Consider the following 12194-nt stretch of genomic DNA (forward strand, 5'->3'; position numbering starts at 1 on the left):
AAATGGCCATCGCTAGAGCCGTGACTGGCCTGCTGCTGTTGTGTCGCCTTACATGCTAATACCAACGCGAAGGGCCGGGACGTGTGGCAATTGATCTGCGATCATCGTTACCAGTGGGCCGACATCGCCGCCGATCGGTCGCCATGGGGCAGCAATGGCATCAGCTCGGGCGTCACCCCCCTCGCGGACGTCAGCGCGTTGCGGTTCTCGTCACCCGCCAGCCAGATCGCGATACCGCGGCGTCCGAGCGATCCTTGGGGCTCACTCGATGCCATCGGCGTTGAGGTCACGGCACGCTTTCTCGCGCAGGCTTCCGGCACTTTGATCGATGCCGATAACAGTTTTCGCGTCAGCTCCGATAATGGCGACCTGACCGGCGAGGTTTCAGGAATGTCGCTCTCGATCAGCATCCCGGCCGACCGCTGGGTGCGGCTCACGTTTCGCCACGATGGCTTCAACGCGCTCGCAGTCGGCTATAGCACACTGGGCCCTGGCCCTGGCTCCGCCGGCGGAAGCGCCACGCGCATCCTACATGGTCTGGTCCCGCCAGTAGGAGCCAAAGGCATCCTCATCGGCAACAGGATCGGAGCCTCAGCCCGCCATATGCGGGGCGATATCGCCAGCGTGCGGATCTGGCGCCGCGATCCGGCATCGATGACAAAGCAATTTCTAGCGCGCCCGTTCGACAGCGCGCTTGCGGCTTGCTGGGCCGAATTCCTGCGCGAGCTCAACAAGTCACTGCGCGATAATCCGAAGTGCGCAGAATGGATTGTTCAGCTCGTGTCCGGCTTGCAGCGAAACTTCCTGGAGAAATTGGCGCAGAAAAGCGATGACAAGATTGCCGAGTTCAGGGAGATGTGCCGCCAGTACCGCGATTTGTGGTTCGGCGGCCACGTCGATAGCCCTCAGATGCAGGCGCTTTTCGCCCGCATGCGCGACTGGCTCGCAGCCGAGAACTTGATCTCGAACGCGGATTTGCTGGAACTGTTCGGTGATCCCTGCTTGGCGACATTGACCGACGCGCTACCGTCACCGGAATGCGATCCCCAGTTCAAGCGCCTGATTGGGGTGCTGATTGCGCCACGATGAGTACGGCGTGAGCCGCTCGAAGGGAGAACCGGCCGATGCCTCCACCGACTGCAGCGCAGCTGAAGTTGATCCGCGACTATGAACCGATTTTATTCTTTTACGATGGGCCCGCAGACCAACCGAAAGAGCGCTTCTTTCCCAGCGACGCCAAACGCTACCTGGAGCGCTGCGAATTGTGGAAGGCGAGCGATCCGTTCGATACGCGGAGCACTTGGGGCGGCAACGCCGCGATTGAAGCGGGCAAGATCAGCGCAATCGAGGGCGAAGGGGGCGAAGGTTCAGTTTTTCTGGGCAAAAAAACGGGGAGCACCTATGATTTCCTCGAAACGCCGAAGGACAAAGAATGTTTTCTCGCGCTCGAAGGCTGGAGGCCGGCAGGTTCGTCCGACCCTCCTCCAGATAGCTTCGCAAATCTTGACAAGATTGCAGAGGTCTACAACGGCTCGCTCGAAAACAGCCGCTTCTGGTATCATGCCGAATTCTTTGACTCCGGGCGCCTCGAGCAACTCTGGACATTGCTGAAGCAAAGCGGTGGTAATGATTTTGCGAGCCTCACCGCAGGTTCTCCGGGCCGCGCGCCGGAGCTGAAGATTCCGGCGCTGATATGCTACTATCTGTTCTATCCCGGACATGATGAGGGCCTGGGCGGTTGCGAGAATGTGCCCGAGGCCGATAAATTTGGAAGCTTCGCGGGGGAGTGGCACTGCTTCGCCGTGCTGCTCGACAAGCCCACGGCGGCCGGCGCCTTCGAGCCGAAATGGGCGGGAATAACTCGGCGCAACGTCGGCGTGATTCGGCAGCAGGACAAGGAAGTGCGCGTTGGCATGCGAGTCTTTCCCTGGCCGCAGCTGACGGTAGATATGTCCCATGCTCGCCTGGTCATCGCAGGAGGCAGCCACGCCATGTACCTGTTCGGGGAGACGGCTGAACCGGTTGTGCCGCTGACGGACGCGGATCCGTCGCGTAATTCCTGCGGCAGGGCAGAGGCCCCTCAGGCCCCCTTGAGTGAATCGACACAGCCCGACTGGTTCGCTGTCCTCGCGGCCAAGATCCTGGCCGGGGCAGCCGCCGCCGCACAATTCGGGGGAGCGCCAGTTGGTGCGGTCATCGGATTGTTCGTGGGGTTGGCCGAACTTGCAGTTGGGGCTGCGCCGGATTTTGACGAATTTGACACCAGCTTCCCGCCTGGGCGCGGAGCACCCGGTCCCCTCACCGATGCGCTCAGCACCAATGGGACGGTGGTGCACCCGGCCGGGCTGCGCCCGCCTGGGGTCGCGCAAGAAAGATCAAAGGAGTGGCGGAGCAAAGACAATCTTCAGTTCGAGTCGCGACGCTATGATTCAAGCGTCGACCGCGACAGCCAGATTCTATGGTCCGATGATGTCAGCTCCAACGTGCATGGCTACACTGGCCGGTGGGGTCCGCGCGTCGAGCGCGACCCGCAGTTGCGCCGCGCCGGGATGAAGTTCCCGAATTTCTGGCGCATGTTTTTTGACGAGTTGGTTCGCGCGCCGAAGAATTCGCCCCCGCCGCCGCCGCCTGTTTTAGGGGAGCGCAAGGTTGTACCCCTGCAGACCGGGACGACAGCATGGACCGTTCCTCTCGACTGGAACAATAACAGCAACTCCATCGAATGCATCGGTGGTGGCGGCAGCGGCCGCGGCGCTTTGGAGCAGTCGTGTGGCGGCGGCGGCGGCGGAGCCTACAGCCGGGCGGAAAATCTGACCTACACGCCCGGCAAAGTCATTACCGTGCAGGTTGGCGGCGTGGCAGGCGACACCTTTGTCAAGGACGATGCCGACGCCGTTAATGTTTGTTTTGCGAAAGGCGGTGTCACGGCAACGACCGGGTCTGGAGGAGCAGGCGGTGCGGCGGCCTCCGGCATCGGTTCCCTCACGACGAGCGGCGGAGCTGGAGCAGACGGCCAGGGCAGCTCCAGCGTCGGCGGCGGTGGCGGTGGGGCGGCGGGGCCGAGCGCCGACGGCACTCCGGGAGTGGAAAGTACCGGCGGCGCCGGCGAGGGCGGATTAGGAGGATTCGGTGGGCCATCGGGAGTGAGCGGCGCGCCGGGCAGCAATCTCAGCGGTCGCCTCGGCCCAGGCGGTGGTGGAGGCGGTACCTTCGGAGCCGGGTCCGTCGCGGGTGGCGGCGGACGTTTCGGCGGCGGTGGCGGCGGCCAAAACGGAGCCGGTGTTGACGGCACTCCGGGTGTCGGGGGCGATGGACTCATTATCATCAGCTATACGCCCGCTTAAGCGCGAACCTTCATCAATTACCAATCGGGGACGAGCCTTGAGAAACGAACATACTGAAAGATGCATTACCTTGCTCATCAATCCGGAATCCTGCCGCCAACTCTGTGGTGCAGGCGATGCAGGAGGCAGCGCATGCGCTGGGACGACGGCTGTCGGTTGTGCGGGCGAGTAGTGAGCGCGAGATCGACACAGCCTTGGCTGGCGTCGGCGAGCAAAGTGCCGGTTGCTTGATTGTCGCGCCGGACGGTTTCTTCGGCGCGAGGAAAAGTCAATCATCGCTTTGGCATCACGATACCGAACGAACTAGGCAACCGAACTGATCGAATATTGTCTGCTGGCCCATAGCTGACTTTGCCTGCTGCCCTTCCAGCGTCAGCTTCCGACCCCATTGCCGGACCTCATCCGACGTTCTCGTGGCTTGCCCTGGCGCTTGTCCAAGTTCGCCGTTGAACCAAAGCTGAGGTGGGATAGATTAGCTGTCCATGAAAGAGATGCTGGCCCATCTAGAACTGCTCCGCGTGCAAATGGCTGAGTGCGAGCGCCTTCAACAGGCAGCGAGGAGCCAGCTCAAGCGCGACGTCTATGCGCGGACGCTTACGCGCTACAGTGCAATCGCAAGAGAGCTGGAACAAGCGATCGCCTGCCTGCCCGACTTTAGGCCCCTGCGTCGGCCACAATTGTAACGCGAGGAAGAGGGGGACCGCCTCGGTTGAGAGGGCAGATGCGTTGCATCGTTCCCCTCGTTGACGGCTGGCGCTTCTGGCCCATCGCGTCGTCTCGCCGTGGTTCGGAGTTCGATCGCTACCTCACGGGCTTGCGACCTGCTGCAGCGTGTTAAAGCGCGCCTTTTGCTCGCTGCTCAGCGTGGCATAGAACTCGTCGAGGGCGGGTTCGACCAGCTTGGCGGCGGTCAACATGGCCTCGAGCCGGTGCTGCATCGTCTCCAGCCGTCCGACCGGTGTCAGCGGCGCATCGTTCGGACAGGCCGCCTGTAGGCCCTCAACGCCCTTCGCCGTCGCTTCGCTGAGGCGGTCGAGCGCCTCCTTCTGCTTACCTGCGGGGTGGAGCACAGCCTCGATCCTCTGGATCGGCAACTGCGTGAGCCCGGACTTCGGATCGGCGCACCCTTCGGCACTGGCCTCCTGCTGCTGCGGCGAGCGCTCGCCGACATTGGGACCAAGCGCGTTGAAGCTGGCCTTCTGTTCGTCACTGAGCGAGTTGTAGAAGTTCTCCAGTGCCGGTCGAACGATCTTGACGGCTTCAAGCGTCGCGCTGATGCGGTTCATCATCGCCCGCAAGCGGCCAGGGGGAGTCAGTGCATAAGTCTCCGTGCAGGAGTCCTTGAACACGCCGGCGGCGTTGGCCGCCGCCGTCTTGAGCTCATCGAGCAGTGTGCGTTGCTCCGGCGTCGGCCGCACCGCCCGTGCGATATCGGCGAGTGGCCAGGCGGTCACGCCCTTGTCCGGCGTGGCGCACAACTGCTGAAGCGTCTGCGGGCTCACGCTGGCACGCTGGCGTGCGCGGCTGCCGCCGCCGCCTTGCGGATAGTCATACGGGTTGGTGCTGGCATAGGCGGAATAGGGGCCGTCACCACCCCAGAACACGGTGTCGACGAAGTCGTCATAGGCGTACGCCCAATATCCGGGCTCGTAGCCATAGGACCAGAACGTGTAGTTGAAGATGTCGGAATAGGCGTAAGGCCAGAACACGGGCCCAAGCCACGCCACGAACGCCGCGGGGTGGCGGTGACGCCAGGCCTGTCGGGGACCCCAGCCGCTTTGGCGCGTGACGAGCGCCGCTTGAGTCTGCGACGTGGCCTGCTCGCGGAAGCGCGCCGCAAACCGTCCGCGCTCGGCGGCCTGCGCGGCGGCCGCAAGGGCCGGAGCGCGCCCCGCCGGAGCCTGCAGTCCAAGCCGCTGCTGGCGCGCCAGATCAAATTGCTGCGCGCGCTGCTCACGGCCAAGCAGGCGGTTCTGCGCCTGGAGCAGTCGCTGCTGTGCGCGTTGCGCTTGCGCGCCTTCCGGCCTTTGCGATTGCAATTGCTGCACGCGCTGCTGCAGGCGGTCGATGCGGGTCTGGCGCTCCGTCGTCTGGCGCGACAGCATCTCGCGCTGCCGTTGCTCGACCTGCTGCGAGCGCTGTTGGACACGCTGCTCACGCTCCAGAAGACGGCTCTGCGACTGCAGCAACCGTTGCTGCTGTTGCTGCGCCCTTGCGCCTTCCGGCTTCTGCGATTGCAATTGCTGCACGCGCTGCTGCAAGCGGTCGATGCGGTCTTGGCGTTCCGCGGATTGGCGCGACAGCATCTCACGGGGCGGCCCCGGTCGCTGGCTTACGGCCGGGGGTGCACTTTGACGCGAAGGGGCGGCGATATGCGGCGCCGGACGTGGCGCCATGGCCGGACGTTCGGCCGCTGCCGGCGGCCGATGGAATTCGCGCCGGGGCGCGGCCACCTGCGGGGCGGTGCGGGGGGCACTGATATGAGGGGTCGAACGCGGTGGCGGTGAGGCGATGTGCGGCGCCGGACGTGGCGCCATCGCCGGTCGCTGCGGCATGGCTGGCGGCGCGGCGGGACGCGCCATGGCAGGCGGCGCCGCTGGACGAGCCATCGCCGGTGGTGCTGACGGTCGGGCCATGGCCGGTGGTCCTGCTGGCGGCGCTGCGGCTGGCCCTGGTGGGCCTCCACCCCGTCCGTGTCCGAGGGGTCCCTGGGCCGGCGCGCTCGTCGTCAGCATCGAGACGCCAACCAAAACAGCCGTCAGGCAAACGCCACGCGGAAGCATGATCTTGGCTCCCAACTCGTAATTGCCCACGACTTTCAACGCGCAGACGGCGCAATCGTTCGTTCTTGGCCACGGCCGGCATTGCGATCTTCCGACGCAGGCAGCTCAAGAGAAATCCTGCGTCAGGATCGCAGCGAACCGCTCCAGCGCCCAGTCGACCTGGTCGGTTGTGATCACCAGCGGCGGGGCGATGCGGATCGTATGCTCATGGGTATCCTTGGCGAGGATGCCCTTGCTCTGAAGCGCCTCGCAGTAGCGGCGTGCCCGCCCGGCCTCGGGATGAAGCTCGACCGCCAGCATCAAGCCGCGGCCACGCACCTCGCGGATCGTGTTGGCGCGGATGTCCCTCAAGCCGTCCAGAAAGCGTGCGCCCTGCCTGGCCGCGTTCTCGATCATGCCTTCCTCGACCAGCACGCGCATCGCCGCGCGCGCCACGGCGCAGGCGAGCGGGTTGCCGCCGAAGGTCGAACCGTGTTGCCCGGGCCTCAATGTCCCGAGCACGTCGATGTTCGAGAGCACGGCCGACACCGGATAGAAGCCGCCGGACAGGGCTTTGCCGAGCAGCGTCACGTCAGCCTCGATTCCCTCGTGCTGTTCGGCGAGCAGCTTGCCGGTGCGGCCGAGCCCGGTCTGGATCTCGTCGAGCACCAGCATCACGTTGTTGGCGCTGCAGAGCTTCCGCACCTCAGCGAAATAGCCGGATGGGGGAATGATGACACCGGCTTCGCCCTGGATCGGCTCGACCAGAAAGGCGACGGTGTTGGGCGTGATGGCCGCTTCCAGCGCCGCGGCGTCGCCGAACGGGATGATCCTGAAGCCTGGCGCGAACGGGCCGAAGTGCGTGCGTGTCTCGGGGTCGGTTGAAAAGCCGACGATGCCCAGCGTGCGTCCGTGGAAATTATTGGCGCAGACGATGATCTCGGCCTGGCCGTCAGGCACGCCCTTCACTTCATAGCCCCATTTGCGGACCGACTTGACCGCGCTTTCGACCGCCTCGGCGCCGCTGTTCATCGGCAGCACCTTGTGAGAGCCGGTCAGCGCCGCGATCTCTTCGTAGAAGGGGGCGAGTTGGTCGTTGTGGAAGGCACGCGAGGTGAGCGTCAGCCTGTGCGCCTGTTCCACCATCGCCGCCAGGATCTTGGGGTGGCAGTGGCCTTGGTTGACCGCCGAGTAGGCCGAGAGGCAATCGAGGTAGCGGTTGCCTTCGGTATCCCAGACCCAGACACCTTCGCCGCGCGACAGGACGACGCCGATCGGCTCGTAATTATGGGCGCCAAAGCGTGCTTCCGTAGCAACGAAATCAATGACCGACGCGCTCATCTGCCGTCACTCCATTGCTGCGCGCCGGCGCCAACCGGCCGCACGGCCGCGCTCAAACTGATGTGGGGACCGGTCTGCCCGCTCGGAAGCCCTGATGCGTCCGATGGCGCAGCGCGGCCTGATTTGCCCGAAATCTCAGATGGTTCTGCCGCATGACAGCACGTCGTCCGCCGACCCACGCTCTACTGTGCATGGGGTTGTTTTCGTAGTCTTGTTGTCGTCCCCCTCAGCGAAGCGCGCAGGGCACGCTCAAAAAGCCCCGAAACCGGACCCGTCCGCCCCGCACCGGCGCCCCGCTGACGGCATAGTTCGGGAAGCGCGCCAGGAAGCGTGAGATCGCGACGGCGCCCTCCAGCCGTGCCAGCGCCATGCCCGCGCATTGATGCGCGCCGGTGGCGAAGGCGAGGTGCCGGTTCGGCGTGCGGCCAATGTCGAAGCGTTCGGGGTCCGCAAACTGCGCGGGGTCGCGGTTGGCCGCGCCAATGCACAGCGTCACCGAGGTGCCGGTCTCGAGCATGACGCCGCCGAGCTCGATCTTCTCGGTGGTCATGCGGTTGCCGAGCTGGTTCGAGCTTTCGTAGCGCAGCATCTCCTCGACCGCGGTCTTGATCAGGTCGGGGTGGTCGATCAGGCGCTGTTTCTGGTCGGGATTGCGGTCCAGTGCGACGAGGCCGTTGCCGATCAGGTTCGTCGTGGTCTCGTGGCCGGCATTGAGCAGGAAGATGCAATTGTGCAGCAGCTCCTTCTCGGTCAGCCGCTCGCCGTTCTCTTCCCCCTGGATCAGGCGCGTCAGCACGTCGCGATCAGGGTTGCCGGGCCTCGCGCGCCGGCGCGCGACCAGCGTTTCGAGATAGGCGAGGAAGTCCGTCACTGCCCTGTTGCCGCGCGTAGCCGCTTCCGGCGACACCACCGGCTCGAGCGCGCCGAGGATTGCCAGCGACCAGTCGCGCAGCGGCCGGCGTTCGTCGTGAGGCACGTCGAGCAGATTGCCGATGACTTCGATCGGAATGGACGCGGCAAAATCCTCGATCAGCTCGCAAGTCCCTTTGGCGGCGATCGCATCGAGCAGGCCGTCCACCAGCGTGATGAGATCGCCTTCCATCCCCGCGATCGCGCGCGGCGACAGCGCGCCCATGATGAGGCGACGCACGCGGGTATGCGCGGGCGGATCGTTGAAGACGAGGCTGGTGGTATGGTGCTCGTAAAGCGGCGTGTCGCCGTATTTCGGCGCGAACTCGCGCTTCTTGTCCGAGCTGAACGACTTCGTGTTCTTGTAGGTGGTGACGAGATCGTCGTAGCGGGTCAGGAACACGGTGCCGTTGCGCAGGCGCTTGACCGGCTCGTTCTCCCGCAGTGCACGATAGGTCGGATAGGGGTTGTCGTAGAACTCCGGCGTCAGCTTCTCGAGGTCGAAGCTTGCCGCCAGCGCCTTCGCATCTGCGTTCATCCCGTTATACTCGCCGGTTAAAGCCGATATGCCGTTTTTGTTGTTCTGGTCGACACGTGCATGCGTCTACAGTCTTCGAAACACTGCTAGCCGACCGGACAGGAAAATGCACGCGCGCGCTGACGCTCCCGACACGGCCCCGAGTTGGCCCGACGATATTTTCGCGACATTGCAACGCTTCGACGTCCGGCAGGTGCCTTACGTGCCCGACGCCGGCCATTCCAAGCTGATCCAGCGCGTGCTGGACTCCTCGACGATGCGCGGCATTCCGCTGACGACGGAGGAGGAGGGCGTTGCGCTTTTGGCGGGCGCCTGGACCGGCGGGCAGCGCGGCGTGCTGCTGATGCAGTCGAGCGGCGTCGGCAATTGCATCAACATGCTGTCGCTGATCCCGATCCTGCGCTTTCCGTTCCTCACGCTCGTGACCATGCGCGGCGAGTGGGGTGAGTTCAATCCTTGGCAGGTGCCGATGGGATCGACCACGCAAGGCGTGTTCGAACTCTCCGGCGTCCAGGTGCTGCGCGCCTCGCACGCAGCGGAGGTGCCGGCCGTGCTGGAGGCGGCCGCGTCGCAGGCCTTCAACGCGCTCACGCCCACCGCCGTCCTTCTGTCGCAGCGCCTGATCGGCGCCAAGGTTTTCACCAAATGAGCAAGGCCAATCTCCTCGACCGCCGCCAAGTGGTCTCCGCGCTCCTCGCCGACCGCAAGGACGTCGTCGCGATCGGAGGCCTGGGTGCCTCCACCAACGACATGTGCGCGGCCGGCGACCACGCCCGCAATTTTTATCTCTGGGGCGGCATGGGCGGCGCCGCGATGATTGGTCTCGGACTGGCGCTGGCGCAGCCGAAGCTGCCGGTGCTGGTCATCACAGGCGACGGCGAGATGCTGATGGGCATGGGCGGCCTTGCCACCATCGCTCTGCAGAAACCGTCCAACCTCTCCATCGTGGTGCTCGACAACGAGGCCTATGGCGAGACCGGCGGCCAGACCAGTCACACCTCCGCGGCGGCCGACCTCGTCGGCATCGCCAAGGCTTGCGGGATTGCGGACTGCCAGTCGATATCGACCATGGCGGAGGTGGAGGCCTTCGCCAAGGCGGTCCACGACGTCTCGGCCGGGCCCCGCTTTGCCAATGTGAAGATCGACAGCGCCAATCTGGAGCGAATCCTGCCGATCCGGGACGGGACCTACATCGTCAACCGGATCCGTGGTGACCTCGGCTTCCAGCCAATCTAGGAGGCCGGCTTGGCGCCTCCGTCCTGCACGGAGGCCGTGTACTCAGGCGACTTCTACCGAATCTAGAGGTTGCGATGCAGCATAGTGCTTGACTTTTGCGTGGGTGAGTGCTTACTCACCCACCATGAGCTCATTGCGTATGACGAGCGACCTGAGGCGTCAGTTGATCCTCGGTGCCGCGAAACGCTGCTTTGCCCGACACGGCTATAACGGCACCACGACCAAGAGCGTGGCGGCCGCCGCCGCCATTTCCGAGGCGCTGCTGTTCAAGCATTTCCCGTCCAAGGCGGCGCTCTACGCCGAGATCCTGAGCGACGAATGCGAGGCCGATCCGGCGCTGATGGAGCTGCTCGAACGGGAGCCGTCGACGGCGGCCCTGGTGGAGCTGATCCGCGGCATGGTGCAGCATTTCCTCGCGATCGCGGACGGGCCCGACCAGGAAGAGGCGCAGCGCCTGCGACTGATGGCCACGAGCCATTTGGACGATGGCGAATTCGCCCGCTTGCTGTATGCCAAGATCGAGACGCTGATCGGGGCCGTGTTCGTCACCTCACTCGAGCGGGCGATTGCGAGCGGTGACGCGCGGCCCTGCACGGGCGATCCGCTCAACCTGTTCTGGTTCGCGCATCATGTGGTGATGACCGCGGCGCTGACCAGGCTGCCGGCCACGCCCTGTCTCGCTTACGGCAAGGCGAACGATTTGGAGCGGCAGCTCTGTGAGTTCCTCCTGAGGGGTATCGGACTTAACGACGCCGCAATTGCTTCGCATCTGGGCCACGATCAGGCCACGGACGCGGGCAGGACGGCGATTGCAGAAAGTGCATGACATGAACATCGTAGCCGAACACAAGATATCGGGCGAACCGATCGACAAAGCGCCGAAGCGTCCGGTCAAGCCGGTGCGCTGGTTCATCATCGTCGGCACGCTTCTGGCCGTGCTCGTCGGCGGTCTCGTCTGGTTCAACTATTTCCGTGGCCAGATGATCAAGCAGTTCTTCGCGAACAACAAGCCGCCGCCGACCGCAGTCAGCGCGGCTGAAGCGAAGTCCGAGGTGGTGCCGAACCTGCTCACGGCGGTCGGCAGCCTCGTCGCCGTGCATCAGGTCGACGTCTCCGCCGACGTCAACGGCCGCGTTACCGAAATCAAGTTCGAGCCGGGCACGCGTGTCGAAGCCGGCACGCCGCTGGTGCAGCTGTTCGATGCGCCGGAGCAGGGCGATCTCGCCAACTACAAGGCACAGGCCACCGTCGCGCAGCTCTCGCTCGACCGCGCCAAGCAGCTGGCCGCGCGCCAGTTCGGTCCGCAGGCGACCGTCGATCAGGCCCAGGCCGCCTACGACCAGGCGCAGGCGGGCATCGCCAAGACCGAGGCGCTGATCTCGCAGAAGCTGGTGCGTGCGCCGTTCTCCGGCGATCTCGGTGTGCGCAAGGTCGAGGTCGGCCAGTATCTCACCGCCGGCACCGCCATTGTCTCGCTGACCGATCTGTCGGAGCTGTGGGCCAACTTCACGGTGACGGAAAAGGACTCGGGCAACCTCAAGGTCGGTCAGGTCGTCCGGTTGAAGGTCGACGCCTATCCGGGCCGCACCTTCGACGGCAAGATCACCACGATCGAGCCGCAAATCTCGACCGACACCCGCAACATCCGCGTGCAGGCGACGATCGCGAACCCGGAGAAGATCCTCAAGCCCGGCATGTTCGTGACCACCACGGTGGTTCTGCCGGACAAGCCGGCCGTGATCACCGTTCCCGAGACGGCGGTCGACTACACGCTGTACGGCGACTCGGTGTTCGTGATCACCGAGAAGAAGGAAGAGGACGGCAAGACCAGCCTTTCCGCGGTGCGCACCTTCGTGCAGACCGGCAACCGGGTCGAAGGTCGCGTCGAAATCATCAAGGGCCTGAAGGCGGGCGACAAGATCGTCGCCGTCGGCCAGCTCAAGCTGCAGTCGGGTGCGGCGGTGTCGATTTCGACCGACCCGGCCCCGCAGATCCCGGCGCAGCCGCCGCGTTACTGACCCAACTACATTCGCGTGATCCGGCTCGGCCGGATCACGCTTCTTG

At 64.7% G+C, this 12194-nt stretch carries 9 protein-coding genes; 6 read left to right on the plus strand and 3 right to left on the minus strand.

Annotated elements, in window-relative coordinates; translation table 11 throughout:
• Positions 1-81: 81 nt before the first annotated feature.
• Both BCCGELA001_RS12825 and BCCGELA001_RS12830 read left to right on the plus strand, forming a co-directional pair.
• The gene (locus tag BCCGELA001_RS12825) at positions 82-1089 is read left to right on the plus strand and encodes a hypothetical protein (protein ID WP_008550324.1); all 1008 of its coding nucleotides are present in this window, start codon (positions 82-84) and stop codon (positions 1087-1089) included.
• 35 nt (positions 1090-1124) lie between these two features.
• On the plus strand, positions 1125-3344 hold the full coding sequence (locus BCCGELA001_RS12830) for a hypothetical protein (protein ID WP_060735445.1): 2220 nt from the start codon (positions 1125-1127) through the stop codon (positions 3342-3344).
• 806 nt (positions 3345-4150) lie between these two features.
• Here BCCGELA001_RS12830 and BCCGELA001_RS12840 read toward each other — a convergent pair.
• The 3 genes from BCCGELA001_RS12840 to BCCGELA001_RS12850 all read right to left on the minus strand — a co-directional run bounded on the left by BCCGELA001_RS12840 (position 4151) and on the right by BCCGELA001_RS12850 (position 8894).
• Entirely contained in the window at positions 4151-5650 is a 1500-nt protein-coding gene (locus BCCGELA001_RS12840; RefSeq protein ID WP_236840865.1) for a Spy/CpxP family protein refolding chaperone, read from the minus strand.
• Between the two features lie 582 nt (positions 5651-6232).
• The gene (gene rocD / locus BCCGELA001_RS12845) at positions 6233-7447 is read right to left on the minus strand and encodes an ornithine--oxo-acid transaminase (protein WP_008550313.1); all 1215 of its coding nucleotides are present in this window, start codon (positions 7445-7447) and stop codon (positions 6233-6235) included.
• A 226-nt stretch (positions 7448-7673) separates the two neighbouring features.
• Complete coding sequence (locus BCCGELA001_RS12850) at positions 7674-8894, minus strand: cytochrome P450 (RefSeq protein ID WP_060735448.1); 1221 nt, start codon at positions 8892-8894, stop codon at positions 7674-7676.
• A gap of 106 nt (positions 8895-9000) precedes the next feature.
• Between BCCGELA001_RS12850 and BCCGELA001_RS12855 the strand changes: the two genes are divergently transcribed.
• The 4 genes from BCCGELA001_RS12855 (at position 9001) to BCCGELA001_RS12870 (ending at position 12148) form a co-directional block, all read left to right on the plus strand.
• Positions 9001-9543, plus strand: coding sequence for a phosphonopyruvate decarboxylase (locus BCCGELA001_RS12855; protein ID WP_060735449.1), 543 nt, complete (start codon positions 9001-9003; stop codon positions 9541-9543).
• Positions 9540-10130: a thiamine pyrophosphate-dependent enzyme gene (locus BCCGELA001_RS12860; protein ID WP_060735450.1), complete on the plus strand. Its 591-nt coding sequence runs from the start codon at positions 9540-9542 to the stop codon at positions 10128-10130. Before BCCGELA001_RS12855 ends, BCCGELA001_RS12860 begins: the two co-directional genes overlap by 4 nt.
• A 139-nt stretch (positions 10131-10269) precedes the next feature.
• Positions 10270-10956, plus strand: coding sequence for a TetR/AcrR family transcriptional regulator (locus tag BCCGELA001_RS12865; RefSeq protein ID WP_060735451.1), 687 nt, complete (start codon positions 10270-10272; stop codon positions 10954-10956).
• Between the two features lies 1 nt (position 10957).
• A complete protein-coding gene (locus BCCGELA001_RS12870; RefSeq protein ID WP_008550301.1) occupies positions 10958-12148 on the plus strand; it encodes an efflux RND transporter periplasmic adaptor subunit in 1191 nt (396 codons plus the stop codon).
• Positions 12149-12194 lie beyond the last annotated feature (46 nt).

It is taken from the genome of Bradyrhizobium sp. CCGE-LA001 (assembly GCF_000296215.2).
Taxonomy (GTDB): Bacteria; Pseudomonadota; Alphaproteobacteria; order Rhizobiales; family Xanthobacteraceae; genus Bradyrhizobium.

What these genes read in the sequence shown, in the direction of transcription:
- BCCGELA001_RS12855 (WP_060735449.1), top strand. Translation starts at nt 9,001, where the DNA reads ATGCACGCGCGCGCTGACGCTCCCGACACGGCCCCGAGTTGGCCCGAC.
- BCCGELA001_RS12830 (WP_060735445.1), top strand. Translation starts at nt 1,125, where the DNA reads ATGCCTCCACCGACTGCAGCGCAGCTGAAGTTGATCCGCGACTATGAA.
- rocD (WP_008550313.1), bottom strand. Translation starts at nt 7,447, where the DNA reads ATGAGCGCGTCGGTCATTGATTTCGTTGCTACGGAAGCACGCTTTGGC.
- BCCGELA001_RS12860 (WP_060735450.1), top strand. Translation starts at nt 9,540, where the DNA reads ATGAGCAAGGCCAATCTCCTCGACCGCCGCCAAGTGGTCTCCGCGCTC.
- BCCGELA001_RS12840 (WP_236840865.1), bottom strand. Translation starts at nt 5,650, where the DNA reads ATGCTGTCGCGCCAATCCGCGGAACGCCAAGACCGCATCGACCGCTTG.
- BCCGELA001_RS12850 (WP_060735448.1), bottom strand. Translation starts at nt 8,894, where the DNA reads ATGAACGCAGATGCGAAGGCGCTGGCGGCAAGCTTCGACCTCGAGAAG.
- BCCGELA001_RS12870 (WP_008550301.1), top strand. Translation starts at nt 10,958, where the DNA reads ATGAACATCGTAGCCGAACACAAGATATCGGGCGAACCGATCGACAAA.
- BCCGELA001_RS12865 (WP_060735451.1), top strand. Translation starts at nt 10,270, where the DNA reads ATGACGAGCGACCTGAGGCGTCAGTTGATCCTCGGTGCCGCGAAACGC.